General features: G+C 63.4%; 23 protein-coding genes. 18 read left to right on the forward strand and 5 right to left on the reverse strand.

The window, feature by feature from the left end; translation table 11 throughout:
* The first annotated feature begins 343 nt into the window (after positions 1 to 343).
* Together ACEN8U_RS20950 and ACEN8U_RS20955 are read left to right on the forward strand one after the other, a co-directional pair.
* On the forward strand, positions 344 to 628 hold the full coding sequence (locus ACEN8U_RS20950; RefSeq protein ID WP_013588773.1) for a DUF3303 domain-containing protein: 285 nt from the start codon (positions 344 to 346) through the stop codon (positions 626 to 628).
* A gap of 515 nt (positions 629 to 1,143) precedes the next feature.
* Complete coding sequence (locus tag ACEN8U_RS20955) at positions 1,144 to 2,523, forward strand: MFS transporter (RefSeq protein WP_015002967.1); 1,380 nt, start codon at positions 1,144 to 1,146, stop codon at positions 2,521 to 2,523.
* A 92-nt stretch (positions 2,524 to 2,615) separates the two neighbouring features.
* Here the strand turns inward: ACEN8U_RS20955 and ACEN8U_RS20960 are convergent, their stop codons facing one another.
* From ACEN8U_RS20960 to ACEN8U_RS20970, 3 genes are all read right to left on the reverse strand, one after another.
* Entirely contained in the window at positions 2,616 to 3,023 is a 408-nt protein-coding gene (locus tag ACEN8U_RS20960) for a hypothetical protein (protein WP_015002966.1), read from the reverse strand.
* 100 nt (positions 3,024 to 3,123) lie between these two features.
* On the reverse strand, positions 3,124 to 3,891 hold the full coding sequence (locus ACEN8U_RS20965; RefSeq protein ID WP_015002965.1) for a glycosyltransferase family 2 protein: 768 nt from the start codon (positions 3,889 to 3,891) through the stop codon (positions 3,124 to 3,126).
* 116 nt (positions 3,892 to 4,007) lie between these two features.
* Positions 4,008 to 4,589 carry a response regulator receiver protein gene (locus ACEN8U_RS20970; RefSeq protein ID WP_310106472.1) on the reverse strand — a complete coding sequence of 194 codons (582 nt, stop codon included), beginning with the start codon at positions 4,587 to 4,589 and terminating at the stop codon, positions 4,008 to 4,010.
* A gap of 428 nt (positions 4,590 to 5,017) precedes the next feature.
* On the opposite strand from ACEN8U_RS20970, the gene ACEN8U_RS20975 reads away from it, so the two are divergent.
* The 11 genes from ACEN8U_RS20975 (at position 5,018) to ACEN8U_RS21025 (ending at position 16,823) form a co-directional block, all read left to right on the forward strand.
* Complete coding sequence (locus tag ACEN8U_RS20975; RefSeq protein ID WP_015002963.1) at positions 5,018 to 5,779, forward strand: enoyl-CoA hydratase/isomerase family protein; 762 nt, start codon at positions 5,018 to 5,020, stop codon at positions 5,777 to 5,779.
* Between the two features lie 55 nt (positions 5,780 to 5,834).
* The gene (locus tag ACEN8U_RS20980) at positions 5,835 to 6,896 is read left to right on the forward strand and encodes an ABC transporter substrate-binding protein (protein WP_015002962.1); all 1,062 of its coding nucleotides are present in this window, start codon (positions 5,835 to 5,837) and stop codon (positions 6,894 to 6,896) included.
* A gap of 10 nt (positions 6,897 to 6,906) precedes the next feature.
* Entirely contained in the window at positions 6,907 to 8,004 is a 1,098-nt protein-coding gene (locus tag ACEN8U_RS20985; RefSeq protein ID WP_015002961.1) for an ABC transporter ATP-binding protein, read from the forward strand.
* Positions 8,005 to 8,015: 11 nt separating this feature from the next.
* A complete protein-coding gene (locus tag ACEN8U_RS20990; protein ID WP_015002960.1) occupies positions 8,016 to 9,797 on the forward strand; it encodes an ABC transporter permease subunit in 1,782 nt (593 codons plus the stop codon).
* Between the two features lie 26 nt (positions 9,798 to 9,823).
* Positions 9,824 to 11,374, forward strand: a complete 1,551-nt coding sequence (locus ACEN8U_RS20995) for an AMP-binding protein (RefSeq protein ID WP_015002959.1) — start codon at positions 9,824 to 9,826, stop codon at positions 11,372 to 11,374.
* Between the two features lie 61 nt (positions 11,375 to 11,435).
* Complete coding sequence (locus ACEN8U_RS21000; protein WP_015002958.1) at positions 11,436 to 12,278, forward strand: IclR family transcriptional regulator; 843 nt, start codon at positions 11,436 to 11,438, stop codon at positions 12,276 to 12,278.
* 312 nt (positions 12,279 to 12,590) lie between these two features.
* On the forward strand, positions 12,591 to 13,157 hold the full coding sequence (locus ACEN8U_RS21005) for a TetR/AcrR family transcriptional regulator (protein WP_015002957.1): 567 nt from the start codon (positions 12,591 to 12,593) through the stop codon (positions 13,155 to 13,157).
* 188 nt (positions 13,158 to 13,345) lie between these two features.
* Positions 13,346 to 13,771, forward strand: a complete 426-nt coding sequence (locus ACEN8U_RS21010; RefSeq protein WP_015002956.1) for an organic hydroperoxide resistance protein — start codon at positions 13,346 to 13,348, stop codon at positions 13,769 to 13,771.
* Positions 13,772 to 14,106: 335 nt separating this feature from the next.
* Entirely contained in the window at positions 14,107 to 14,412 is a 306-nt protein-coding gene (locus ACEN8U_RS21015) for a DUF485 domain-containing protein (RefSeq protein WP_013588759.1), read from the forward strand.
* Positions 14,409 to 16,070, forward strand: a complete 1,662-nt coding sequence (locus ACEN8U_RS21020; protein ID WP_015002955.1) for a cation acetate symporter — start codon at positions 14,409 to 14,411, stop codon at positions 16,068 to 16,070. The genes ACEN8U_RS21015 and ACEN8U_RS21020 overlap by 4 nt, the downstream gene beginning before the upstream one ends.
* A 282-nt stretch (positions 16,071 to 16,352) precedes the next feature.
* A complete protein-coding gene (locus tag ACEN8U_RS21025; protein ID WP_015002954.1) occupies positions 16,353 to 16,823 on the forward strand; it encodes a VOC family protein in 471 nt (156 codons plus the stop codon).
* A gap of 123 nt (positions 16,824 to 16,946) precedes the next feature.
* Here the strand turns inward: ACEN8U_RS21025 and ACEN8U_RS21030 are convergent, their stop codons facing one another.
* Entirely contained in the window at positions 16,947 to 17,954 is a 1,008-nt protein-coding gene (locus ACEN8U_RS21030) for a sulfonate ABC transporter substrate-binding protein (protein ID WP_015002953.1), read from the reverse strand.
* A 235-nt stretch (positions 17,955 to 18,189) separates the two neighbouring features.
* On the reverse strand, positions 18,190 to 19,101 hold the full coding sequence (locus tag ACEN8U_RS21035) for an AraC family transcriptional regulator (RefSeq protein WP_085963860.1): 912 nt from the start codon (positions 19,099 to 19,101) through the stop codon (positions 18,190 to 18,192).
* A 163-nt stretch (positions 19,102 to 19,264) separates the two neighbouring features.
* On the opposite strand from ACEN8U_RS21035, the gene ACEN8U_RS21040 reads away from it, so the two are divergent.
* The 5 genes from ACEN8U_RS21040 to ACEN8U_RS21060 all read left to right on the forward strand — a co-directional run bounded on the left by ACEN8U_RS21040 (position 19,265) and on the right by ACEN8U_RS21060 (position 25,603).
* The gene (locus ACEN8U_RS21040) at positions 19,265 to 20,098 is read left to right on the forward strand and encodes an oxidoreductase (protein WP_015002951.1); all 834 of its coding nucleotides are present in this window, start codon (positions 19,265 to 19,267) and stop codon (positions 20,096 to 20,098) included.
* 423 nt (positions 20,099 to 20,521) lie between these two features.
* Positions 20,522 to 21,916, forward strand: coding sequence for a 2-hydroxycarboxylate transporter family protein (locus ACEN8U_RS21045; RefSeq protein WP_041745422.1), 1,395 nt, complete (start codon positions 20,522 to 20,524; stop codon positions 21,914 to 21,916).
* A complete protein-coding gene (locus tag ACEN8U_RS21050) occupies positions 21,906 to 23,855 on the forward strand; it encodes a sensor histidine kinase (RefSeq protein ID WP_310106458.1) in 1,950 nt (649 codons plus the stop codon). Before ACEN8U_RS21045 ends, ACEN8U_RS21050 begins: the two co-directional genes overlap by 11 nt.
* The gene (locus ACEN8U_RS21055) at positions 23,845 to 25,230 is read left to right on the forward strand and encodes a sigma-54-dependent transcriptional regulator (protein WP_015002947.1); all 1,386 of its coding nucleotides are present in this window, start codon (positions 23,845 to 23,847) and stop codon (positions 25,228 to 25,230) included. The genes ACEN8U_RS21050 and ACEN8U_RS21055 overlap by 11 nt, the downstream gene beginning before the upstream one ends.
* 7 nt (positions 25,231 to 25,237) lie before the next feature.
* The gene (locus ACEN8U_RS21060; RefSeq protein ID WP_015002946.1) at positions 25,238 to 25,603 is read left to right on the forward strand and encodes a DUF3579 domain-containing protein; all 366 of its coding nucleotides are present in this window, start codon (positions 25,238 to 25,240) and stop codon (positions 25,601 to 25,603) included.
* Positions 25,604 to 25,923 lie beyond the last annotated feature (320 nt).

The following is a 25,923-nucleotide window of genomic DNA, read 5'->3' on the forward strand; positions in this document are numbered from 1 at the left end:
GTGCCCCGCGCTGCCCCCTCAAACGCGCCCCCGCGCGGCAATGCCAAACCTCCGGCACAGCCCATCACTGCACAATCCACCCCAGCAGTTGCTTCATGCCATCCAACACCAGCCATGGCGGCGCGGCTATAAAAGTTGGCCATTCGCTGCTGTATTCCGACGATGTCGATTCCGTGGGCCCATCTATGATGAGCTATGCGCCTCGTGGCCTCATGCCGATCGTGTAGATAGGAAGACTATTCAATCTCGATCCCGGACGTTAAAGCGCCGCGGCATCGCGGCGTATGGCGTGTCGCTGGTCCGCCACGAGCCGGCCTCGCTCATCTCCGCACTGGAGGCTGCAATGAAATACATCGTTCAATGGAAGGGGCTGCCGACGACACAACGGCCTGCAATCGAGCGTTTCCTCAAAACGGGTGGCCGTCCGCCCGAAAACGTCCAGCTTCTCGGGCGCTGGCATGCGATCGGCGAGTTGAGCGGCTTTGCCATCGTCGAGGCAACCGATGCGAGCGGACTCGCCCGATGGGTGCTTCAATGGGGTGATCTGTTCGCGTTCACGTGCGCTCCCGCGATGTCCGACGAAGAACTCGGCGCCACGCTTGCCGCTCATCAGGCGGCGTCGGCATAAGCCGCGGTAAAAGAAGAGGCGAGTCGGCGCCCCAATGCGTCGGGGACTCGCGCTGCCCGGCTCGCTCGCCACGCCGAAGAATCACAAATACATCCTAAGCCGCAGCCCGTTACGCAGACGAGCTGCGAGCAGTTTGCCGACCCTGTCCTCGCTGCGGAATGTCAACAGACCCACGCCGTCTCGCCCTCTCTTGGCTGCATCGCGTCGCCCAGGCTCCTCAGGAGCGCGCCTGCCGGGCCGCCCGCCCAAGCCCGAGCCCGTGTTCGGGGCCAGGAATGCCATCGGCCTTACAGTAGCGTAAACGCGCATTATGTTGCATCAAATAAGTGCTTTATAGTGCAGCACGATGCGACACTCCACGGCCCATAAGGTCTCGTGCAAGACAGTCCTGCATCGTTTCATCCGATGATTGACGGCCATCCGGCCGTTCGCCGCCCCTGCCCAGCGATGCGCCATGCTGCGGGCACAGGCGGTCTCACTGCACGCGGTAACTCAGCCAGTCAAGGAGATTTGGCATGCGGAAAATCAATGTCCACCGCTTCTGCGAAGACGCGCGCTTTACGCGTCTGCATGCGACCGTGCTGTCGCTTTGCACGCTGGTGATCATCTTCGACGGCTACGATCTGGCGGTCGCCGGCATCGCGTTGCCTTCCATCATGGCCGAGATGCGCATCAAGGCGACCGGCGCCGGTTTCATGGTGAGTTCCGCGCTCTTCGGCATGATGTTCGGCGCGGTGTTCTTCGGAACCATCGCCGATCGCGTCGGGCGGCGCTGGACCATTGCCGCATGTGTGCTGCTGTTCAGCATGTTCACGGCTGCCGCGGGTTACGCGAAAGACCCCGTCACCTTCGGCGTGTTCCGCTTCATCGCCGGTCTCGGGATTGGCGGTGTGATGCCGAACGTCGTCGCGCAGATGTCCGAATACTCGCCTCGCCGGATCCGCAGCACGATGGTCACGCTCATGTTCAGCGGCTATTCGATCGGCGGCATGCTGGCGGCGCTCGTCGGCAAAGGCATGATCGAGCGGTTCGGCTGGCAATCCGTGTTCATCGCGGCGGGGTTGCCCGTGCTGGTGATTCCGTTCGTTTTCTGGCTGATGCCCGAGTCCATGGCCTTTCTTGTCCGCTCCGGCCGCACACAGGCATTGCAAGGCATCCTCGCGCGCCTCGTGCCGGCTCATGACCCGAAACACGACGATCGCTTTGTGCTGTCCGACGACGAAGCGGCGGGCAGCGCGGCCATCGGCAAGCTGTTTCAGAACGGACGCGCGATCGGAACCGTCATGCTGTGGACGGCATTCTTCATGTGCCTCTTCATGGTGTACGCGCTCAGTTCATGGCTCACGAAGCTGATGGCCGGCGCGGGCTACACGCTCGGCTCCGCGCTGACCTTCGTCCTGGTGCTGAACTTCGGCGCGATGATCGGTGCGATAGCCGGCGGCTGGCTCGCGGACCGCTTCAACATCAACCGCGTGCTCGCGTCCATGTACGCGCTCGCCGCGGTGTCGATCAGCCTGCTCGGCATGCATCTGCCGACGTGGGCGCTGTTTATCGTGGTGGGGCTTGCCGGAGCATCGACTATCGGTACGCAGATCCTCACTTACGCCTACGCCGGGCAGTTCTATCCGTCGTCGATCCGGTCGACGGGAATCGGCTGGGCATCGGGAGTGGGTCGAAGCGGGGCGATTCTTGCGCCGATCATCATCGGTATTCTGGTGGAAATGGCGCTGCCGCTAAGCCTGAACTTCGTGGCCATTGCGTTGCCCGCAGTCGTTGCGACGATCGCCGTGCTGGTGATGAACCGATCCCGGTCTGACGAATCCGCCCCGGGACAGGCAGGCTCGCAACGGGAAATCGGCGCGGTCAGCGCGCTGCCGGCGGCGGGCGAAAGATAAGCTCAGTACGCCTGATTTTAAGAAGTGCAGGTGAATTCGCGTGGGGAGATGCCAGGAGCGTCATTAACGACCGCATGCGGCCGCGCGCGGATTCACTGATCGAGTTCGGCGGATTGAGGTCGCCCGCGATTTTTTTCCACTCGCCGGTCAGCGCCGGTTTCTGGCGGCGCCGTGGGTGCACACGCCTCCAGCGCGACGACTGCGCGTTTCGCGAGGTCGACCGTTTCATTGCATGCATTGACGTCGCGCAGCATCGTGCAACGCGTACCCCAGCCGAGCTTCGACAACATCGCGCGCAACCTGGTGAGCGCCGCTTGCGGCGAGCCGGTGTCGGCAATGAGCGAGGCCATGTCGAACGCGCTGCCCGCCGGGCTCGTGATTACCGTCGGACAGCTCGGTCCCGCGTCGGCGCTCGACACGAGGAGCGCCAGTGCGAGCCCGACGGTGCCCGTGCGCACACCCGCGGGAACAGCGAAACGCGTATTCGGCGATACGGTCATGGGAAACTCCCGGTCGGCGCCGCGGAGACGTCGATCGCGTGAAGCGATCCAGTATCGACGGCGCAAGTTGTCCGCTCGCAGCCGTCGACGAAAGGGCGCGTCAACGATCGCGACAGCGCCGCGAAAACGCCTTGCGATACTTGCGGCGCGTATAAGCCGCAGCGTAAAGCGCCAAAATCAAACCGACACGACCGTCGCGGAAATTCCCCTTGCGTATGTACCACTTCATGAATGCGCCGATTGGACTCGTCAAGCCCTTGAGCCACAGCAAGGCAGCCGGCTCGTGTTTGTGCAGCAGGTCAAGGGCGGCGAGGTCTGTGTACAGATCGAGCTTTTGTCTGATCTCGGCGGTGTTCTGAAACGTATGATGAACGAGCGGCGCCTCGATCCGTCCGCCGCTTGCATGGCCCATCAGCGTTTCATGCACGCTGTGCCCGGTGAAATACAACGTGTCGCGTCGATAGATACGGATCGGGTAGTCCGGACACGACACGGGCATCAGCGCGTGGATGAGCTTGCCCATGACCACCCAGTCGCGCCTGACCGCGTAGGCATCGTGCACAAAACCGCGACCTTTCAATGCGAGGACTTCGTCGATCAGCGCATCGCTCGCGACTTCGTCGCTGTCGAAAAACATCACGGTTTCATGCAGGCACAGGTCGTTGGCGAACTGACGTTGAGCGCGAAAGTTATCGAATGCGCGATGCACGATTCTCGCGCCGTGCCGTGCGGCAATCGCGAGCGTGGAGTCGCGGCTGCCGCTGTCCACAATCAGTAAATCGTCTGCGGCGCGCCTCGCGGCGGTCAGAACCTTGTCGAGATGACGCTCGCTGTTATAAGTGAGGATGTAGACGGATAGGGGAGTCAAACAGGAACCTGCAAGGGTGAGTCAGCCGGTTCGCGTTTTGCCGTCCGGCCATGCAATGTGTGCAGTAGCAAGGTTCCGGCCTGACCTCCCGACGTGCGACGTGGGCCGTGCCGACGCTACGCGCGACCCGTCGACGAGCGGAAATGGCTTTCGAGCATATCCGCGAGCCGCCACACGGGACATGGCCTGCGGCACAGGCCGTCAAAGCCGGCCTCGCGGATGTCGCCCGGACTCTCGGGCGGGAACACGTTTGTCATGGCGACCAGCAGGACTGCATTGAACGCAGGATCGAGGGCGGCCTGGCGGACGAACCGGAAGCCTTCCGCCCGGCATAGCCGCGTGTCGATCAGCAGCGCCCGCGGCTTCCAATGCTCGAGCATCAGTTCGAGGTTCTCGATGGTGGATGTCGCGACAGAAACAAAACCCTTGAGTCTCAGCAGCAGGGCGATGGACTCTCCGGCCGGCACATCCGCGTGCGCCACGACGACACTGCGCGAGTCGATCCGGCTGGAAGAGCGCTTCGCGCGCCACACGGCGAACTGTCCCTCATCTTCATGCGGCGGGCGTTGACTCATTGCGCGGGATCTGTGTCCACGTGGTTGACTGCGCGTTATCAGAAGCTGGCCGTCGGCACAATTTCGGTCCGGGCCGGTCGGTGGATGATTCCACATCGTTGCAAGGCCGTCTATGGCGATCACTGCCACCTCCTGTGATTTTTCGGCCAGCCGATTGAGACGACCGTTGTTTTTGCGCGACGCGTCGGAGTCCTCAATACGCGAACTCCCGCTTATTGCCGGCTTTTGCCGGGAAGCGGGCATGCTTTCATACAAAACACCCGATTCTCGCGCCGCGCAAACGTGGATACGATTTGTAAGGCGTCAGCGTTCCCAAACGTTCGGCGTGTGTGTTTGTTTTTCAGCCGCAGCTTGTCTGCGGCTTTTTTCTGGGCGCGCCATCACTTCCCCCGTTGATCCACATGGACGCGCCCGGCGCTGTTGCCCGCCGCCAGCGCCCCCATTCATTCCCCTTGCGCTCTCCTTACTTTCTCTCTGGTAAACCCGGTTGCATCGCTATTTTGGTGAGCATATATTGCTATTCACCATCAACTATTGCGATGCGATAAATAATGAGCAATGATGTGCTGTTCTCGAATCACGGCCGCGTCGCGGTCATCACCCTCAACCGCCCCGAACGCCTGAACGCGTGGACCACGCCGATGCGCGAGACGATTATCGAGGCGCTGGAACGCTTCAACAGCGATCCGGAGGTGGCGGCGATCATCATGACGGGGGCCGGCAATCGCGCGTTCTCGGCAGGCCAGGACCTGTCGGAAGCTCATGATTTCGACGGCGAACGCGCGGTCGCGTGGGTCAAGGAATGGCAGCGCTACTACACGGCGCTGCGCGGCCTGTCCAAGCCGCTCGTCATGGCGCTGAACGGCACGGCCGCGGGCTCGGCATTTCAGGTGGCGCTGCTCGGCGACATCCGCGTCGGCCATCCCGGCGTGCGCATGGGGCAGCCGGAGATCAACGCGGGCATCGCCAGCACGACAGGGCCGTGGATCATGAACGCGATGCTCGGCATGTCGCGCACCATCGAACTCACGCTGACAGGCCGTTTGATGGACGCTGAAGAGTGCCATCGCATCGGCCTCATCCATCACCTCGTGGAAGAAGGCAAGGTGTTCGAGAAGGCGCTGGAAATCGCCAGCGAACTCGCGGCCAAGCCGCCTGTTGCGATGCGGCTCGACAAGCAGCGTTTCCGGGAAATGACGGAGCCCGGCTTTATCGACTGCATTGAAGCGGGCGAGCGCATTCAGCGCGAAGCGTACGACTCCGGAGAGCCCGCACGCATGATGGAAGAGTTCTTCCGCCAGCGCGCAAAGTAGCCGGCCAAGGCCAAGTCGGGCTGTTCCTCTCAACTTTAGTGCGGAGACCTGAACAATGACGCAAGACTTCAATCCGGCGCGCCGCCGTATTCTTCACGGCGCGAGCGCGCTTGCCATGGCGGGCGCGCTGCCGCTCGCCGCCCGTGCACAGGCGAAGCAGATCGTGGTGTCGGACCCCGGCGGTCCTTACACGACGGCTTATCGCGAGGCGTTCTACGATCCATTCGAGAAAGCGACCGGCATCAAGGTCGTGAGCGTCGCGCGCGAATCGCAACCCGTAGCGCAATTCGCAGCGATGGTGCAGACGAAGAATTATGTGTGGGACGTCACCACGCTGACGCTCTCGGCCGATATTCCGTACCTCGAAGCAAAGGGACTGCTTGAGCCGATCGGCCTGAAGGCCAGCGACTATCCGGACGTCATGCCCGAGGCCATCGCGCCGAACTGGCTAGGCGTGGATGTGTATTCCACCGTGCTCGCGTATCGCGCCGACAAGTTCAAAGGCAACGGGCCGACGTCGTGGGCGGACTTCTGGGACGTGAAGAAATTCCCGGGCCGCCGCTCGCTGCGGCGCAGTCCGCTCGACACGCTCGAACAGGCGCTGCTTGCCGACGGCGTGCCGCTCGACAAGCTGTATCCGCTCGACGTCGACCGTGCGTTCAAGAGCCTCGACAGGATCAAGCCGCACGTCAACATCTGGTGGACCTCCGGCGCCCAAGCCATGCAGGCCATTCAGAGCGGCGACGTCGACATGATCTCGACGTGGAACGGCCGCGCGCAAGCTGCCAAAGACGCGGGCGCGCCGGTCACGATCGTCTGGAACGAGGGGCTGTATTCGATCGAGGGCTGGGGCATCCCGAAGGGCACGCCGCGCGCGGACGCGGCGAAGCAATTCGTTCGTTTTTGCGCGGATGCGAAGCGCCAGGCGCTGCTCACGCGCACGCTCGCTTACGGTCCGACCAACCGGAAAGCGTTTGAGGCGATTTCGAAAGATCGCGCGACGCTGTTGCCCACGGCGCCCGACAATATCCGCGACATGCGGTTGCCGAGTCCGCAATGGTGGGAGGAGAACCGTCAGAAAGTCACCGAACGGTTCAATTCGTGGATCATTTCGTAAGGACTGCACGATGAGCTCGAAACTCGAGGCGATAGGCATTGCAAAGCGTTACGGCGATGCGGTGGCGCTGGAGGCGACGGACCTCGCCGTGCAGGCGGGCGAATTCCTGACGCTGCTCGGTCCCTCGGGTTCGGGCAAGACCACGCTCCTGCAAATGATCTCGGGTCTCGTCGCGCCGAGCGCGGGGCGCATCGAGATCGACGGGCGCGACGTCACGCATATCGAGCCGGGCAAGCGCGGCATCGGCATGGTGTTCCAGAGCTATGCGCTCTTTCCGCACATGAGCGTGTGGGACAACGTGGCGTACGGTTTGCGCATGCGCCGCAAGTCGCGCGACGAAGTGCGCGCGGCCGTGGACGGCGCGCTCGCCATGGTGCGCATGAGCGAGTACGCCAAGCGCTTTCCGAAGGAGCTGTCCGGCGGGCAGCAGCAGCGCATAGCGCTCGCGCGCTGCTTCGCGTACCGGCCTTCGGTGATTCTGCTCGACGAGCCGCTAGGCGCACTCGACAAGAAATTGCGCGAGCACATGCAGTCCGAAATTCGCCGCTTGCATAAGGAGCTCGGCGCAACCTTCGTCTATGTGACGCACGATCAGGACGAAGCGCTCACACTCTCTGACCGCATTTGCCTCATGAATCAGGCGCGCATCGAGCAGGTCGGCACGCCTGCCGATCTGTACGACCGTCCGGCGACGCGCTTCGCGGCCGGCTTCATCGGCCATTCGAATCTGCTCGAAGGTGCACTCGACGACTCGCGCGGCCCGAGCGGCGAACCCATCCTGCTCGCGGCGGGCGGCCGCATTCCTCTGCCGATGAACGCGATGAACGCCATCAAGGCGCCGAACGGGAAAGGCGCATCTGCGGCCTTCGCTGCCCGTCACACGCTGCTCGTCAGGCCTGAAGCGCCGCGCCTGGTCGAACCGGCGAGCGGTTTTGTGGACGGCACGATTGCGGACGTGGTGTTTTTCGGCAGCGATACGCGCGTGCAACTCGCGATGGACGACGGCAGCGAACTCACCGTGCGTTGCGAGCGCAGTCTGTCGCCGCGCGTCGGCGACAAGGTGGGCGTCGTGTGGGACCCGTATCGCACGACGCTGTTGCAAAGCTGAAAGGGATCAGAATGACCATCGCTCTTCATGCGCAGCGCGAAAGCGCAGCCTCCCGGCGCGGCCGGTCGGTGTGGCTCGCGCGCTGCATGCGCTTTTTGCCGATCGTGCCGACGCTGCTGTTTCTGCTGGTGTTCTTCATCATGCCGGTCGGCGAGATTCTGCAAGGCGGACTGGTCGACGCGAACGGGCAGGTGGGCCTTGCGCAGTTCGAGCGCATCGCGCGCACGCCTGTCTATGCAAAGGTGCTGTGGATCACCTTTGCGATCTCGTTCATGACGGCGGCGCTCTCCATTCTGCTCGGCTATCCGGTTGCCTACCTGCTGAGCCGCCTGTCGGAGCGCGCACGCGAACGCTGGCTGCTGTGGATCATGCTGCCGTTCTGGACGAGCTATCTCGTCAAGACCTATGCGTGGATGCTGCTGCTCTCCAAGACCGGCGTGCTGTCGACAATCGCGCTCGCGCTTGGCCTCGTGCACGAGACGAGCGGCACCATTCCTTCGCTGACGGGCGTCCTGATCGGCATGGTGCATTCCATGCTGCCGCTCGCCGTCATGACGATGCTGCCCGTCATGCGCGGCATCGACGACCGCCTGACGCAAGCCGCCGAAACACTCGGCGCCGAGCGCAGCACGAGTTTCTTCACGGTATTTCTGCCGCTGTCGTCGCCCGGCGTGGCGGCGGCCGGTCTGCTGGTGTTCATTTCCAGCCTTGGGTTCTTCATTGTCCCTGCACTTCTCGGCTCGCCCAAAGAAACGATGATCGCGCAACTCGTGATCTCGTCGGTGCTGGAACTCTTCGATATGCGCTTTGCCGGCGCACTGTCGACCGTGCTGCTCGTCTGCTCGATCGTGATCTTCTTCATCTACGACCGCATGGTGGGTCTCACCTCGCTCACCGGCGAAGTGGCGGAGCGTCAGCGCGGCTCGCGTGCGCAAGGGCTCAAACTCGCGCTTCTGATGACGGCGGGGCGCGTCTTCGCGCCTTTCGTGATGCGCCGCAAGGTTCACGGCGGGGAGGGCGCGCGTGCGGCGAGCCCGCTGGGTCTCTATACCTGCGTCGTGATGCTGGTGCTCGTCGTGCCCGTGCTCTCGGTGATTCCTTACGCGTTCACGAAGAGCGACTACATTGCGTTTCCGCCGAAACTCTTCAGCGTCCGCTGGTTCGGCACATTCATGGATTCGCCGGTGTGGCAAAGCGCGGTGATCCGCTCATTCGAAGTCGGCCTCGGCACGGCTTTGCTGTCGCTGCTGCTCGGCTTCGGCGCGACGCTCGCCATGACGCGCATGCCGCGCCGCGCGAGCAAGCCCGTGTTCGCGCTGCTCGTCGCGCCGCTCATCGTGCCGCGTATCGTGGTGGCGGTCGGCTTGCTTTACCTGTTCGGGCGCTTCGGGCTGACGGGCACCAACCTCGGCCTCGTGATCGGCCACACGGTGCTCGCCATTCCCTATGTCGTCGTCACGCTCGCGGCGGGTTTTCAGCGCTTCGACTGGCGCCTCGATGACGCTGCGCGCGTGATGGGCGCGTCGCCGTTGCGGCGCATCACGTCGATCGTATTGCCGCTGCTGATGGCGAGCGTGACCGCTGCGTTCCTGTTCGCCTTCCTCGTTTCCTTCGATGACCTGACTATCGCGATCTTCGTTTCCGGCGGCATCAACTCGACGCTGCCCAAGCAGATGTGGGACGACATCCAGCTCGCCATCACGCCGACGCTCGCGGCCGTGTCGACCACCCTGGTCATTCTGATCGCGCTCGTCGTCGCGGTTTCTTCCTGGCTCAAGCGCCGCGCGCGCTAACTTCCGGTCAATCAACTGGTTTGCACATGCATCGTTATCCAGAATATTTCGCCCACCGGCATACCAACGACGAACTCGACTGCGCGCCGCTGCTCGCGGCAGGTTTGCGCCGCGATCCCGCGCGTACCGTCGTGCATTTCGAGGACCGCGCCATTACCTGTGAAGATGCTGCCCGTCACGTGGCGCAGCTGCAGCGCTGGTTTGCCGAACGCGGTCTCGCGCAAGGCGATCGCGTCGCCGTGATGCTCGGCAACAGTCCCGAACATATTCATCTGATCTACGCGCTGCATTTGAGCGGACTGGTGTGGGTGCCCGTGAATACGAAGCTGCGCGCGGCAGGCCTCGAGTATCTGCTCCAGCATGCCGAGCCCAGACTCTTTGTCGTCGACGAAGAGTTCGACGCGGTGACGGCGGAACTCGATTGCGGCGCCGCCGAGCGCACGCATCTTCCCGTGTTCGACCCGAGCGATTGCTGCGCCGGGTTCGCGACGCCCGCGATCGGCGTGCACGATCCGCTGTGCATTATCTACACGTCCGGCACGACGGGCGCGCCGAAGGGCGTCGTGTTCACGCACCGCATGATGCGCATCGCGAGCGAGGCCGCGCTTCGTGTCGCCGACGTGCGTCGTGGTGACCGGCTATTTCTGTGGGAGCCGCTGTGTCATATCGGCGGGGCGCAGATGCTGCTGCTGCCGTTCCTCGAAAACGTGACGCTGCATGCGGTGCCGCGGTTTTCCGCATCGCAATTCTGGCCGCAAGTGGAACACGCGGGCGCGACCCAATTGCATTATCTGGGCGGTGTGCTCGATATCCTGATGCAGTTGCCCGAGAGCGAACAGCCGGCCGCGCATACGCTGCGCGTCGCGTGGGGCGCGGGCGTGAGCGCTTCGTCGTGGACGTCGATTGAAACCCGGCTCAAGGTGTCGTTGCGCGAGTGCTACGGCATGACCGAATGCTCGAGCTTCGCGACGGCGAACCTGACTGGCAAGCCTGGTTCGATCGGCCGTGCGTTGCCGTGGATCGACCTTGAACTGCTCGACGAAAACGGTCTGCCTGTAAAGGACGGTGAAGCCGGGGAGATCGTGTTGTCAAGCAAGGTGGAGGGCACATTTTTGCCGGCGTATCTGAAGAACCCCGAGGCAACCCGGGCCGCGTTGCGCAATGGCAGGCTGCACACCGGCGACCGCGCGCGCCGCGATGCAGAGGGCGATCTGTTCTTCATCGGCCGCCAGACGGACAGCATGCGCGTGCGCGGCGAGAACGTTTCCGCATGGGAAATCGAGCGCATTTTCGCGGCGCATCCGGCGATTCGCGCGAGCGCCGCCATTGGCGTGGCCTCGGAAATCGGCGAGCAGGACATTCTGCTCAACGTGCAGTTCAAGGGCGAGCCCGTCGCCTGGCCGGCGCTACACGCGTGGGCGCGCGAGCGGCTCGCGAGTTTTCAGTTGCCGCGCTATTACCGGGCGGTGCCCGGTTTCGAGCTGACGGCGAGCGAGCGCGTGAAGAAGCATCTGATCTCGCGCAGTACCGAAGATGCGTGGGACAGGCTGGCGGCGGTCAGGCAGTCATTAGCGTAGCCAGTTCGGTCATGAGCGCTATGCGATAATTTCCCGTTCAATCCAGACAGATACCGACGTAATGAGCGACGAGCCCAAAGCCGCGCGCAAGCGCAACACTTCGGCGGCAAGGCTGCCCGCGGAGGCAGCCGACCCGACCGCGTCTTCGCTCTACGTGCAGTCGGTGGAGAAGGCCATGAAGGTGCTCACTGCGTTCGACGGCAGCAAGCGCCAGCTGTCGCTCTCGGAGATCGCGGCGTCCACGGGCTTCGACATGAGTGCAACGCAGCGTTTCACCTATACGCTCGCCGCGCTCGGCTATCTTTTCAAAGACCCGGACAGCCGCAAGTATGAACTGTCGCCGCGGCTGCTCGACTTCACTTACCACTATCTGACATCGAACGATCTGGTGAGCCGCGCGACACCTTATCTGCAGCAGCTCGGCTCGGAGACGGAAGAGGCGACGAACCTCACGGTGCTTGACGATACCGACATTGTGTTCGTACTGCGTATCGTTAGCCGCAACGTGTTCAACGCGCACGTCATTACCGGCTCGCGTCTGCCCGCGTATTGCACGGCGCCGGGCCTCGCGATTCTGGCGACCCTGCCCGACGGCGAGATCGACGACATTCTCTCGCGCACGAACCTCGTGCCTTATACGGCCTCGACCGTGTACCAGCCGCGCAAGATCAAGGAACGGATCGCGCAGATCCGCAAGCAGGGATACGCGCATACGGAAGACGAGTACTTTGTGAGCGATATTTCGACGGCGGCGGCTATCACGAATGCGCACGGGCGCGGCATCGGCGCGGTGAATATCGCGGTCGCGCGCTCGCGCTGGCAGGCCGACCGCGACGAAAAGCGTTTCGCCGACCTCGTCATTTCCACCGCCTCTGCCATTTCCACCCGCCGGCGCATCGAATGAGCGCGCGCGCTACCGCGCATTGCGTACGGGCGATGCTGTAGCCACGATTCCGCTCGCGGCACACTGCATGCTGTCTTGGTCGAAAACGGCAAGCGCCGTGACACCAGGAGACAGAGATGAGAGCGTTGAAGGTTGCCGGCATAGCGCTGGTTTCAGCATGACGAGCGTGGCTTACTCGCAACAGAGCGGGGCGGCGATCGTGTTGCGCCGCCCACAAAGACCTCGCGCCATTCGCTATCGCGAACAGGATGTTGCATTCCATAGAAACAATCGTGCTTGACAGTCTATCTGCAAGTAGATAGAGTTCAGCCCATGGACACGACAACTTCAGTGCGCGAACAGATTCTCGACCACGCCATCACGTTGATCATGATGCGCGGCTATAACGGTTTCAGCTATCGGGATCTGTCGAGCCTCGTTGGAGTAAAGACGTCGAGCATTCACTATTACTTTCCGTCAAAAGACGACCTCGTCCTCGAGGCAGTGAGCACCTATAGCAGCGAAGTGCAAAGTACTCTAAAGGGGATCGACGAATCGTTGCCGGCGGAAGTGCGGCTCGGCAAGTACACGAAGCTGTTCGGACGCACGCTCGGCGACGGGCACCAGATTTGCCTGTGCGGCATGCTCGCGGCCGACATCGAAACGTTGCCGGATAACATCCGCCAGGCGGTGCAGGCGTTCTTCAAGGCGAACGAGAAGTGGCTCGCCAAAGTGCTGGCCGAAGGTGCGCAAGCCGGTACGCTCGCAGTCAACGGCAAGGCGGAGAATGCGGCGCGGGCGCTCTTCGCAGCCTTCCAGGGCAGCGTGCTGGCGAGCCGGTTGTTCAATACGAAAGCACGGCTTGAAGATGTCGAAGCGTCGGTTAGGATCGGGCGGTAGCGACAGTTGGCAAGCAAGGTGGGAAGGCGGTCTTTCTGCTTGTTGTGCTGTCTACCTTTCAGTAGATAGTCTTGAGTAAGTAGCAATCTGGAAAAGTTGTGCGTTTCAAATATCGAGTTCTGTCTTGTCATCTATCTTTCGATAGATAGATGAATAAACTTTAAACCTGTTCATAAAGGAGCTTCACCATGTCGATCGAAAAAGTCCTGTATCGCGCTCATGCTCACGCTACTGGTGGTCGCGACGGCCGCGCCGTCGTGCCGGAAGGCAAGCTCGACTTCAAGCTGACCACGCCGCGCGAGCTCGGCGGGGCAGGCGGCGACGGTGCGAATCCCGAGCAGCTGTTCGCGGCCGGCTACAGCGCGTGCTTTCTCGGCGCGATGAAGTTCGTCGCTGCTCGCGACAAGATTGCCATTCCCGCTGATGTGTCGATTGACGGCAGCGTCGGTATCGGCGCGATTCCCAACGGTTTCGGCATCGAAGTCGAACTGAAGATTTCGCTGCCGGGCATGGCGCGCGACGCCGCCCAGGCGCTCGTCGATAAAGCGCATAGTGTCTGCCCGTACTCGAATGCGACGCGCGGCAATATCGACGTGACGCTGACTATCGTCTAACGGCTCCCATCCTTGCATGTAGCCTGTAATTAATGCATTGGAAACGGGTTCCGGCCCAGCGCTCATGGTTTGCGCCGCCGGAACCCGCGCGATGAGTGCTGCATGAGTGCTGCACGCGTGCTGCGCCAATCGGCCGCACTCCCCGCAGCACTTTGCAGCATGCACTGCGCACTGCAGTCTCCTCTCCGCGTAAACCCCGCCACCAGAAAATCCCAGCCGTAAGAACCGGGTAAGCGGACGCTTTTAACGTATCGTCGAGCGCATCGAAACAACGAAAACACATCGCATGCGCGAGCGCATTGATTTGGCGAAAGATACTCAAGCAGGAGACGGAGATGGACGTGAAACTCGCGGACAAGATCAGATCGAACGCGGCCTACCGCGAACTGGTGCGAAAGCGCTCGCGGCTCGGATGGACCTTGACGGCGCTGGTGCTGGTCGTCTACTACGGCTACGTGCTGCTCATTGCATTCAACAAAGAAATGCTCGCGGCGAAAATCGGCGCGGGCGTCACGACGTGGGGCATGCCGATCGGGCTCTTCGTCATTGTGTTCACCGTGGTGATCACCGGCTTTTACGTGCGGCGCGCGAACAGCGCGTACGACGAACTCACCGACCAGATCAAGCGGGAGGCCGCATGAATACGCGCCGATTCATCGCGGGCGGCGCGCTTTTCGCCGCTGCTTCAAGTTGCTTTGCCGCGGGTGCGGACCTCGGGCAGGCGGTCAAACAGGCGACCAACTGGACGGCGATCTGCATGTTCATCGCGTTCGTGATCGCGACGCTTTTCATCACCAAATGGGCTGCGAGAAGGACGCGTTCGGCCGCGGAGTTCTACACCGCGGGCGGCGGCATCACCGGCTTCCAGAACGGCCTTGCGATAGCGGGCGACTTCATGTCCGCCGCCTCGTTCCTCGGCATTTCGGCGGCCGTCTACACGAACGGCTATGACGGTCTTATCTATTCGATCGGCTTTCTCGTGGGCTGGCCGATCATCACGTTCCTCATGGCCGAACGGCTGCGCAACCTGGGTCGCTTCACATTCGCCGACGTGGCCGCTTACCGCTTCAAGCAAGGACCGATACGCGCATTCGCCGCATCCGGCACGCTCGTCGTGGTCGCGTTCTACCTCATCGCGCAGATGGTGGGAGCCGGCCAGCTCATCAAGCTGCTGTTTGGACTGGAGTACTGGATCGCGGTGGTGATCGTCGGTGCACTGATGATGGTGTATGTGCTCTTCGGCGGCATGACGGCGACGACGTGGGTGCAGATCATCAAGGCATGCCTGCTGCTCGCGGGCGCCTCGTTCATGGCCTTCATGGTGCTGTGGCAGTTTCATTTCAGTCCCGAGGCGCTCTTCGCGAAGGCCGTCGAAGTGCACGAGAAGAAAGCGTCGATCATGGCGCCGGGCAACTTCATCAAGGACCCGATCTCGGCCATCTCGTTCGGCATCGCGCTGATGTTCGGCACGGCCGGCCTGCCGCACATCCTGATGCGCTTTTTTACGGTGCCGAATGCGAAGGAGGCGCGCAAGTCGGTGTTCTGGGCCACCACGTGGATCGGCTATTTCTACATTCTCACGTTTATCATCGGCTTCGGTGCAATCGTGCTCGTGAGCACCAACCCGGTGTTCAAGGACGCAGCCGGCAAGCTGCTCGGCGGCAGCAACATGGCAGCCGTGCATCTGGCCAACGCGGTGGGCGGCAACGTGTTCCTCGGCTTTATCTCGGCCGTTGCGTTTGCAACGATTCTCGCGGTGGTCGCGGGACTGACGCTCGCCGGTGCGTCGGCCGTGTCGCACGATCTGTATGCAACCGTGTTCAAGCATGGCAAGGCGTCGAGCGCGAACGAGCTCTTTGTGTCGCGTATCACGACTGTCGTGCTCGGCATCGTCGCGGTGGTGCTCGGCATCGTGTTCGAGAAGCAGAACATTGCGTTCATGGTCTCGCTCGCGTTCGCGGTGGCGGCCTCGGCGAATTTCCCGGTGCTGTTTTTGTCCGTGCTGTGGCGCGGCTGCACGACGCGCGGCGCGGCGATCGGCGGCTTCCTCGGACTTTTGTCGGCCGTGCTGCTGACGGTGCTGTCGAAGGCGGTGTGGGTCGACGTATTCCACTACGCAAGCGCGCCGTTTCCGTATGCGTCGCCCGCGCTCTTTTCGATGGCCATCGGCTTCGCCGGTATCTGGGTTTTCTCGGTCACCGACAAATCCGCCCGCGCACGCATCGACCAGGCCGGCTTCGACGCCCAGGCGGTGCGCTCGGAAACCGGCATCGGCGCGGTGGAGGGGGCGAGCCACTAGTTCTCTGCTGAATGCATCGGGGCGGTGGCGGCGCGACCTGTCGTGCCGCCTCGGGCGCCCGTGTGAAACGGCGCGGGCGCGCGCCGGCACAGTGTATAAGCGCGAAACGCTCACTATAATCGGCGCTGAATGGGGCGACGGAGAACCGTGTCTGGGAAGACCCGGCGGAGCAACAAAAAATTTTCCCGAACATGTCGATTCCGCTGGTCTTTCTTCGTCGTCTCCATAAGCGGCATGGCATGGCATGGCCGCCCTCTGACCGATATTGACAGGAGACTCGCGATGACGATTCAGAAGATCACCCCTTTTCTCTGGTATTCGAATGAGGCCGAGGAGGCCGCCGCTTTCTACGCGGGCATCTTTCCCGACTCGCGCGTCGTCCGCGTCACAGCGGTGCCGGCCGCCGGGTCGACGAAGGTCGTCGAATTCGTGCTGTTCAGGCAGACGTTCTTCGCGATGAGTTCGGGCGGCAAGGAGCCCTTCAATCACGCGGTGTCGTTCCTCGTCAGTTGCGCGGATCAGGCGGAAATCGACCGGTACTGGGACGCGCTGCTGGAAGGCGGCGGTGCGCCGGAGGCCTGCGGCTGGCTGAAGGACCGCTTCGGCGTGTCGTGGCAGATCGCGCCCGTCGATGTGATCTCGATGATGGGCGACCCCGACCCGGAAAAGGCCCGCCGCGCAGCCGAGGCGATGATGAAAATGGTGAAGTTCGATGTCGCCGCACTGAGGGCGGCATACGAGGGGACTGCCTGAGCCCACGGCGCGCTGACTGCACGCGTCGCATAACGCGATGCGCGTTGCAGGCAGCCGCGCCAGCGCATGCAAGCGTCCGGCGTGAGCGCCATGCGGGCGCGCTGCACGCAATCCCTCATCGCGTCAGGTGGTTTTCCAGCGCGCATCCGCGACGCTCAGCTTGCCGGGAATCAGCTTCAGCGCGCTGAACGTGTCGGCGATCTGCTGCTGGTAGGCGAGCGTCGCCTCGCTGATCGGCTGCACGCCGTAGCCGGTGCGCTTGAGCGCGACTTCGAGCGTGGCCGCGTGGAGGCCGACGAGCGGCGACAGCAGCGCCGCCACTTGCGGCACATTTTCGCGTCCCCAGCTGTCGACCGCGTTCACCTCTTCGAGCAGTGCATTCAGCACGTGCGCCTGCGTTGCCGCGAACTTGCGTGCCGCGACGTAGTACTGCGTATTGCGCACGAGCCCCTCGCCATTCGCGATGGTGCGCGCATTCGCCTGCCGTTCGATCGCAGCGAGATACGGGTCCCAGATCACCCACGCGTCCACGCTGCCTTGCACGAAGGCGGCGCGCGCATCGGCGGGTGTCAGGTAGACGGGCTCGATGTCGGAGTAGGTGAGTCCCGCTTGCTGCAGCGCTTTCACGAGCAGATAGTGGACATTCGAGCCTTTATTGAACGCCACCTTCTTGCCGCGCAATTGCGCGACCGTACGGATGGGCGAATTTTGCGGGACGACGATCGCTTCGCCGCGCGGCGCCGGCGGCTCGCTGCCGATATAAACGAAATCGACGCGTCCCGCCTGCGCGAAGATAGGCGGCGTCTCGCCGACGGTGCCGACATCGACGGCACCTGCATTCAGCCCTTCCAGCAACTGCGGCCCGGCGGGGAATTCCAGCCATTGCACGGCGATGCCCTCGCTGGCGAGCCGCTTCTCCAGCGTGCCGCGCGCCTTCAGGACTACGAAGTTGCCGTATTTCTGAAAGCCGATGCGGATGCGTTTGCTGTCGCCTTGCGCGTGCGCGGCCGTGCCCGTAAAGGGCGCGAGTGGCGCGAGCACGCCGCCGAGCACCGCGCCTGTCAAGCCGGCTGCGGCGCCCTGCAGAAGGCGGCGCCTGCGTGTGTCGAGCGAATGGTTGCGTGTGGTCATCGGTCTTTGCTCTCTGCGAAAAAGGTGGCCGCGCCGGTCGTGCGTTCCGAATGCGCGACGTTAAATCGATGTCCGCGCAAATCCAACCAATGTTTGCGCATATGGAAAGCAGCGAATCGAAGATCGGGCCCTTCCGCGCGACGGCGCGGCTGCCCCGTATCGCCCGACGGCGCGGCTGCGTCATACAGCGGGCAGGCGCGGCGGCCCGACACCTCGCGACGGCCCAACTCCCGGTTCAATGCGACGACACATAATCCGAGCCGGCGTGGGCGGGCGGAATCGCGAAGCTCGCGCGCATGCGCCGCGCCTCCGCAGCCGGCGTGAGTCCGAAGAGCCGCTTGAATTCCCGATTGAATTGCGACGTGCTCGCGTAGCCAACTGCATCGCTCGCGGCCTCCGCCGTCATCCCCTGGCGCAGCATCAGCAAGCGGGCCTGGTGCAGGCGCGTCGATTTGACGTACTGCATGGGCGAAGTCTGCGTGACGGCCTTGAAATGCGCATGAAACGTGGGAATGCTCATGCCGGCCTCGTGGGCCAAGAGGGCGAGGTCGAGCGGGCGCCCGTAGTCGGAATGGATGCGGCGCAGCGCCTTGCCGATCTTGCCGAATTGACCGTGCATGCCGAGCGCCGCGCGCATGGCGTCGCCCTGCGGACCGGTGAGCACGCGAAAGTAAAGCTCGCGCAGCAGCGACGGACCGAGAACCGCCGCGTCGAGCGGCCGGTTCAGCGCGTCGAGCAGGCGCAGGACGGTGTTGCGCAGCGCGTCGTCCAGCGGACTCGACATCATGCTTTGCGGCGCCTGTGCGCGCCGGGGTAGAGAATGCGCTTCGATTTGCGCCATGAGTTCCGCGGCGAGTCTGAAGTCCAGATGCAGGTAGACGGCAAGAAGCGGCCGCGCGGGCGTCGCGTCGGTCTCCATCGTGAAGGGCACGGGCACCGACACCGCCAGATAGTGCTGCTCGTCATACAGATACAACTGATCGCCGAAATAGCCGCGCTTGCGTCCCTGGCAGACGATCACGATGCCCGGGTCGTACAGCACGGGCGTGGATGCCAGGCTGCGGTCCGACCGCAGGATCCGCACGCTTTCAAGCGCGGTGAGGTTATAGCCTTCCTTTGGAGCCAGCGCGCGCAGGAGCGCGGTCATGTCCTGGCGCGCTTCACAAGCCGGTGCGCGCGCGGCGCGGCGCGTGGTCTGCGCTCGTTGAATGCTCATAGAAATAGGCAAGAAAATGCCACGATTGGGCCTAAAAATGGCGATGACGGGAGAATAGTATGCACTTTCCATTTAACTTCAGGAAAGGAATGTCATGGCATCAGGCAAAACATTGCTCATCACCGGCGCCAGCAGCGGCTTCGGCCGCGCGTTGGCTCAGGAGGCGCTCGCGGCGGGTCATCGTGTGGTCGGCACCGTGCGCAGCGAGGCGGCATGCGCCGAGCTGGAGGCGCTCGCGCCCGGCAGCGCATTCGGCCGCCTGCTCGACGTGACGGAGTTCGACCGGATCGACGGCGTGGTTGCCGACATCGAGGCTAGCGTCGGAGCGGTGGACGTCCTCGTGAACAACGCCGGCTATGGCCACGAAGGCGTCATGGAAGAGGCGCCGCTTGCCGAGATGCGGCGGCAGTTCGACGTCAACGTGTTCGGCGCCGTGGCGATGATGAAAGCCGTGCTGCCTTACATGCGCAAACGTCGGCGCGGCCGCATTCTCAATATCACGTCGATGGGCGGCTTCATCACCATGCCCGGCATTGCGTACTACTGTGGCAGCAAGTTCGCGCTCGAGGGAATCTCGGAAGCGCTCGGCCAGGAAGTGCGGCCGTTCGGGATTGCCGTCACCGCCGTGGCGCCAGGCTCGTTTCGCACGGATTGGGCAGGGCGCTCGATGGCCCGCACGCCGCGCTCCATTGCCGACTACGACGCGGTGTTCGATCCCGTGCGAAAGGCGCGTCAGGAGAAAAGCGGCAAGCAGTTGGGCGATCCGGTGAAAGCCGCCCGCGCCATGCTCGCCGTCATCGCCGGTGGTGAGCCGCCCGCGCATCTGCTCTTGGGAAGCGATGCGCTCGGCCTCGTACGCGCGAAGCTCTCCGCGCTGTCGGAGGAAATCGCTGCATGGGAGGCGGTCACGCTTTCCACGGATGGCTGAACTCTCAGCCTGCTCGCCGGCGCCAATTCTGAACTCTCGGAACGCGTTGCTTCCGGCATCGTTTGGTTAAGAAAATTAATTATAAAAATCAATGGCTTGCGAAGCGTCGCGCAAGGCCCGCCATTGGCATGGGCCTTGCCTTATAGGCATCCACGAGCGCCCCGAGCGCAATTCAGAAGACCCCTCACGGAGACAGTCATGACCCTGCACACGCCTTGCCGGCCTGCGCGACGCTGACCCGGCGCGCTCGATTTCAGCTTTCCCTTCGGGGTTTCACCCGATCAGCCTCGCACCTGGCTCGAAGAGCCTCAGCCCGATGCGCCGAGGTCCGCCATGAAACCCGCAATGGAACCCGCATTGCAACCCGCATTGAAACGCGACGCCGCCACGCGACTGCGGCGCGCCCAAGCAAGGAGACACGTTTTGTCCACACCCGCCCATATCCACGACCCTGCGCGCCCGACGCCCACTCCCGCAGCCGCGAATGCGTCCAACGCGTCCAGCGAGACCCATGCGTCCACCCGATTCTGGCCCGAAGGCTGGTGGAAGCTGATGGAATACCGCGTCGGCATCATTCCCTTGCCGGTCTATTTCATTCTGCTCGCGCTGATCGTCGGCTTTGCGGTGACGGGCAAAATGCCGGGCGAGATTTCGATGGCGATTGCCGTGCTCGCGTTCTTCGGTTTCACCTGCGCGGAATTGGGCAAGCGTCTGCCGCTTCTGCGCAATATCGGCGCGGCGGCGATCTGCGCGACCTTCGTGCCTTCGGCGCTCACGTATTACCACGTGCTGCCGAAGCCGATCCTGCATCTCACGACCGAATTCACCAAGTCCACCAATTTCCTGTATCTGTTCATTGCGTCGATTATCGTCGGCAGCATTCTGAGCATGGACCGGCGCGTGCTGATCAGAGGCTTCGTGAAGATCTTCGTGCCGCTCGCGCTCGGATCGCTCGCCGCCGCCGTGGTCGGCATTGCGGTCGGCTCTGCATTCGGCCTCGGCGCGCGCCATACGCTGCTCTATATCGTCGTGCCGATCATGGCGGGCGGTGTCGGCGAAGGCGCGATTCCGCTCTCGATCGGCTATTCGGAAATCATGCACCTGCCGCAGGGCGAACTCTTTGCGCAGGTCCTGCCGCCCGTCATGCTGGGCAGCCTTACCGCGATCATCCTGTCGGGCGCGCTCGACATGCTGGGCAAGCGCTTTCCGCATCTCACCGGTGACGGCCGCCTGCAAGTCGGCGAGACCGACGAAATGGCACCCGCCGAAGAGGAAATCCGCGGCCATATCGACGTCACGCACATCGCGGCGGCCGGCATCACGGCGATCACGCTGTATCTGCTCGGCCTGATGTGCCGCAACCTGTTCGGCCTGCCCGCGCCGGTCGCGATGCTGTTTCTGGCTGTGTTGGTCAAGCTCGCGCGCGCGGTGTCGCCGCCGTTGCAGGAGGGCGCGTTCGTCGTCTACAAGTTCTTCTCGACCGCGGTGACGTATCCGCTGCTGTTTGCCATCGGCGTGGCGATGACGCCGTGGGACAAGTTGACCGCCGCGTTCACCATCGCCAATATCGTGACGATCGTCGCCACCGTGGCGACGCTGATGGGCACCGGTTTTCTGGTTGCCCGCAAACTTAAGATGTACCCTATCGACACCGCGATCGTGAACGCATGTCACAGCGGGCAGGGCGGCACCGGCGACGTCGCGATCCTCACGGCGGCCAACCGCATGCAATTGATGCCGTTCGCGCAGATCGCCACGCGCATCGGCGGCGCAATCGTCGTCACGGTCACGCTGATCGCGCTCGCGCATGGGGTGTGACGCGTCGCGCTCCGGTGCGGCGCGCGCGTGGCGTCGTCGTGCACCGGGTCATCGCGAGGTCGAACATCAAGTGAAAATAAAAGGGCTACCGCTGTGGGCGTGGGCGGTTGCGGCCTTGCTGTATGTCGGCATGGCTGCGGCGGCGCTCGAACTCGCCTGGAATCGCGCGATCGACGCGCTCGCCGAAGCAGGCGCCCATCAGCTCGATCTGTACGGCGCGAGCCTGAAAAGCGAACTCGGCCGCTTCGAGACGATGCCCGCCATCGTTGCGCGACAGGACAGCGTGCGCGCGTTGCTCGAAGCCGGACCGCGCGCCACCGCTGCGCTTTTGCACAGCGTCAATACCTATCTGGAAGCCGTGAATCACGAGGCGGGCAGCGTCGCCGTGGATGTGATCGACCTGCAAGGCTCGGTGATCGCCGCAAGCAACTGGAATCAGCCGGTCAGCTTTGTCGGCACCAACGTCTCGTACCGGCCTTACTTCAAGGACGCGCTCGCCCACGGCGCGGGGCGCTTTTTCGGCATCGGCACCAATACCGGCATCCCGGGGCTTTATTTCGCGAGTGCCGTGCGCGACGGCGGCACGCCGATCGGCGCTGCCGCGATCAAGATCAGCGTCGACGAACTGGAGTCGGCGTGGCGTCGTCCCAATGAAGCGGCGATGGTGATCGACCGCAATGGCGTGATCGTTATCTCGACGGTCGCCGCGTGGAAGTTCACCGCGCTGCGGCCCATCACCGCTGAGCAGCAGCGCGAGCTTCAGGCATCGCGCCAATACGCGGGGCGCAACGTCGAGCCGCTGCGATACACGCGCATCGGCGACTGGGGCGCGGGCGCGTGGCTCGGCCGTTTTCCGGATCCGCGCCGCCCGGGGCATACCACGCGTTATCTCGTCATGTCGCGGCCCGCGCCGCAGGCGGGCGACTCGATCATGGTGCTGCTCGATGTCGCGGGCGCCCGTCGTCAGCAAGAAGTCGCGCTCGGCTTCGTGACGGGCGGCTTTCTGATCGCGGGGCTCTATGCGCTTTACGCGATGCAGCGCCGCCGCACGATAGCGGAGAAGCTGAAAGCGCAGGACGCGTTGCGCCGCGCGAACGACGAACTGGAGGCGACCGTCGCGCAGCGAACCGCGGCGCTCACACAAACCAATGAACGCATGCAGCAGGAAATCGCCGAACGCAAACGGACCGAAGCGCGCCTGCGCGAATCGCAGCAGGAAGTCGTGCATGCGGGCAAGCTCGCGGTGCTCGGGCAGATGGCCGCCGGTCTCACGCACGAGTTGAGTCAGCCGCTTGTCGCCATCCGCACGCTGTGCGATAACGCGCGCACGTTTTTTGAACGCGACCAGCCGGCGCAAGCCATTGCCAATCTCGAGCGGGTTTCGCGTCTCGTCGACAACATGGCCACGCTCACCGGCGAACTCAAGGCATTTGCGCGCAAGCCGGTGGTCGAGCGCGTTGCCGTGTCGCTGAACGAAGCGGTCTCGCACGCGCGGCTCATCTACGATGCGCGGATTCGCAGCGAGGCCGTGCAGATCGACATGCGCATCCCGCCGGGCACATTCGTGTGCGCGGAGGCGAGCCAGTTGCAGCAGGTCGTTGTCAATCTGCTCGGCAATGCGCTCGACGCGGTCCGCGACGAAGAAAAGCGTGTGATCGTGCTGGACGCAGTCGAGTCCGACGACACGGGCCGCGTGCTGTTTTCGATTGCCGACAGCGGCACGGGCATCGCACAGGAAGTGCTCGATCATCTGTTCGAACCGTTCGTCACGACGAAGCCGCGAGGCCACGGCCTCGGGCTCGGGCTTGCGATCACCTCGCGCATCGTCGAAGCGTTCGGCGCGAAGATCTGGGCGGTCAATCGCGCGGATGGCGGCGCGCGCTTCAATATAGAGTTTGCGTCAGCAAAGTCAGCAAAGGGAGTCGCCGATGGGAGATGAAATCCGGGTGCTCGTCGTCGAGGACGACGAGAACGTGCGCTTCGGTGTCCAGCAGGCCGTCGAGCTCGCGGGCCTGCCCGTGTCCGCTTACGCGGGCGCCGCCGAGGCGCTCGCCGAAGTCGCGCCCGGCGCGCCGCTCGTGATCGTGTCGGACGTGCGGATGCCGGGCATCGACGGCCTGCAGTTGCTCGACAAGGTGATGGCAATCGACTCGCAGATTCCGGTCGTGCTGATCAGCGGGCATGCGGACATCTCGACTGCGGTCGGCGCGATGCAGGTGGGCGCCTACGACTTCATCGAAAAGCCGTTTTCATCGGACCATATTGCGCGCCGCGTGGCGCGCGCGGTCGAGAAACGCCGCCTCACGCTCGAGGTGCAAGGCCTGCGTGCCGCGCTCCACAACTGGCAGGGCATCGAGGCGCTCGTGCTCGGCAAATCGCCGGCCATGGCCGAGGTGCGCAAAAAGATTCTGCGTCTCGCGGACACGTCGGTGTCCGTGCTCATTACCGGCGAAACCGGCACGGGCAAGGAGCTGATCGCGCGCAGTCTGCACGAGTTCGGCGCGCGGCGCGACAAGCATTTCGTTGCGCTCAATTGCGGCGGCCTGCCCGAGCAGATTTTCGAAAGCGAGCTGTTCGGTCATGAGGCGGGCGCGTTCACCGGCGCGATCAAGAAGCGCGTCGGCAAAATCGAGTGGGCGCATGGCGGCACGCTTTTTCTCGACGAGATCGAAACCATGCCGGTGTCGCTGCAGATCAAGATGCTGCGGGTGCTGCAGGAGCGCACCGTGGAGCGTCTTGGCGCCAACGAGCCGATAGCGGTGGATTGCCGGATCATCGCGGCATCCAAAGCAGACCTCATGCAGCTTTCCAGCGAAGGCACGTTTCGCGCGGACCTGCTGTATCGGCTGAATGTCGCACAGATCGAATTGCCGCCGCTGCGCGAGCGTCGGGAAGACGTGCCCTTGCTGTTCGAGCATTTCGTGCTGGCGGCCGCGCGCCGCTTCGGCCAGCCCGCGCCGATCGTCTCCGCTTCTCAGCTCTCCGAGCTCATGACGCATGCGTGGCGCGGCAACGTGCGCGAGCTGCAGAACGTCGCCGACCGTTTCGTGCTCGGCCTGACGGGCGACAGTCTGCTGAGCCCCGGCGGCAATGCAAGCAAGGGCGGCACGCTGGCCGAGCAGCTTGCGTATTTCGAGCGCATGCTGATCGAAGACATGCTGCGCCGTCATAACGGCAACGTGGCGGAAGCGAGCGTCGAGCTGGGCATGCCGAAGAAGACGCTGTATCACAAGCTGCGGCAACTGAAGATTGCCTCGCGCGACCCGGCCGGCGAAGAGAGCGAGCTCGACAGATCATCATCGGGAGGCGAGTGACGCCAGCATGGACCGCATACCGCTCATCAGCCAGGAGCCCGTCGAAGGCGCCATTCAGGGCCATGTGATCAAAGGCATCACCCATTCGCAGAAGAGTTTCCGGCCTGGCGACTGGCCCGAGCGTCTGACCGGCGTCATCACGCTGTTCGTGGGCGAGCGGCGGCCGGGCATTCATATCGCGTGCACGCGCCTTGCGATGCCTGTCGTCGATGCCGGCACGAAATGCCTGTTCGTTTCGGAGGAGCTGCGCGTGGTGTGCGCCGACGCGTTCGACTTCGTCATGCGCTTCGCGAAGGACAACGATTTGCCTGTTGAAACGCGCCGCGCGCAAAGGCTCGGTTCAGCCGAAGTCTTCGGCGAAGAAGCGTCCTGAACCTGGCGCTCGCGACGCCCCGTTGCTGTGAAAGCGCACCATCGCTGTGCTTTCACGCGTCAAAACACGTCGCGCCAGTCGCGCGGTGACCGGCGCTTTTCCCCGCGAAGCCCTTGAATGCGTCACGCGTCGCGCATGGCATAGCCTTTGCATAGTCGCTCACGTAACGTGATGCAACCTGATGCAAAGGATCAAAGGCGATCCTGCTGCCTGCACGCGTAAGCGCACACTCATAGCAGCACTCCACCAGCAGCTTGGACAACGGCGTCCCCTGGAACCAGTCATCCGACCGGTTCCTCGGGACGCTTTTTTGTTTCGGA

This window comes from Paraburkholderia phenoliruptrix (assembly GCF_047325075.1).
GTDB classification, from domain to species: Bacteria; Pseudomonadota; Gammaproteobacteria; order Burkholderiales; family Burkholderiaceae; genus Paraburkholderia; species Paraburkholderia phenoliruptrix.

What these genes read in the sequence shown, in the direction of transcription:
- ACEN8U_RS20950 (WP_013588773.1), top strand. Translation starts at nt 344, where the DNA reads ATGAAATACATCGTTCAATGGAAGGGGCTGCCGACGACACAACGGCCT.
- ACEN8U_RS20955 (WP_015002967.1), top strand. Translation starts at nt 1,144, where the DNA reads ATGCGGAAAATCAATGTCCACCGCTTCTGCGAAGACGCGCGCTTTACG.
- ACEN8U_RS20960 (WP_015002966.1), bottom strand. Translation starts at nt 3,023, where the DNA reads ATGACCGTATCGCCGAATACGCGTTTCGCTGTTCCCGCGGGTGTGCGC.
- ACEN8U_RS20975 (WP_015002963.1), top strand. Translation starts at nt 5,018, where the DNA reads ATGAGCAATGATGTGCTGTTCTCGAATCACGGCCGCGTCGCGGTCATC.
- ACEN8U_RS20980 (WP_015002962.1), top strand. Translation starts at nt 5,835, where the DNA reads ATGACGCAAGACTTCAATCCGGCGCGCCGCCGTATTCTTCACGGCGCG.
- ACEN8U_RS20985 (WP_015002961.1), top strand. Translation starts at nt 6,907, where the DNA reads ATGAGCTCGAAACTCGAGGCGATAGGCATTGCAAAGCGTTACGGCGAT.
- ACEN8U_RS20990 (WP_015002960.1), top strand. Translation starts at nt 8,016, where the DNA reads ATGACCATCGCTCTTCATGCGCAGCGCGAAAGCGCAGCCTCCCGGCGC.
- ACEN8U_RS20995 (WP_015002959.1), top strand. Translation starts at nt 9,824, where the DNA reads ATGCATCGTTATCCAGAATATTTCGCCCACCGGCATACCAACGACGAA.
- ACEN8U_RS21000 (WP_015002958.1), top strand. Translation starts at nt 11,436, where the DNA reads ATGAGCGACGAGCCCAAAGCCGCGCGCAAGCGCAACACTTCGGCGGCA.
- ACEN8U_RS21005 (WP_015002957.1), top strand. Translation starts at nt 12,591, where the DNA reads ATGGACACGACAACTTCAGTGCGCGAACAGATTCTCGACCACGCCATC.
- ACEN8U_RS21010 (WP_015002956.1), top strand. Translation starts at nt 13,346, where the DNA reads ATGTCGATCGAAAAAGTCCTGTATCGCGCTCATGCTCACGCTACTGGT.
- ACEN8U_RS21015 (WP_013588759.1), top strand. Translation starts at nt 14,107, where the DNA reads ATGGACGTGAAACTCGCGGACAAGATCAGATCGAACGCGGCCTACCGC.
- ACEN8U_RS21020 (WP_015002955.1), top strand. Translation starts at nt 14,409, where the DNA reads ATGAATACGCGCCGATTCATCGCGGGCGGCGCGCTTTTCGCCGCTGCT.
- ACEN8U_RS21025 (WP_015002954.1), top strand. Translation starts at nt 16,353, where the DNA reads ATGACGATTCAGAAGATCACCCCTTTTCTCTGGTATTCGAATGAGGCC.
- ACEN8U_RS21030 (WP_015002953.1), bottom strand. Translation starts at nt 17,954, where the DNA reads ATGACCACACGCAACCATTCGCTCGACACACGCAGGCGCCGCCTTCTG.
- ACEN8U_RS21035 (WP_085963860.1), bottom strand. Translation starts at nt 19,101, where the DNA reads ATGACCGCGCTCCTGCGCGCGCTGGCTCCAAAGGAAGGCTATAACCTC.
- ACEN8U_RS21040 (WP_015002951.1), top strand. Translation starts at nt 19,265, where the DNA reads ATGGCATCAGGCAAAACATTGCTCATCACCGGCGCCAGCAGCGGCTTC.
- ACEN8U_RS21050 (WP_310106458.1), top strand. Translation starts at nt 21,906, where the DNA reads ATGGGGTGTGACGCGTCGCGCTCCGGTGCGGCGCGCGCGTGGCGTCGT.
- ACEN8U_RS21055 (WP_015002947.1), top strand. Translation starts at nt 23,845, where the DNA reads ATGGGAGATGAAATCCGGGTGCTCGTCGTCGAGGACGACGAGAACGTG.
- ACEN8U_RS21060 (WP_015002946.1), top strand. Translation starts at nt 25,238, where the DNA reads ATGGACCGCATACCGCTCATCAGCCAGGAGCCCGTCGAAGGCGCCATT.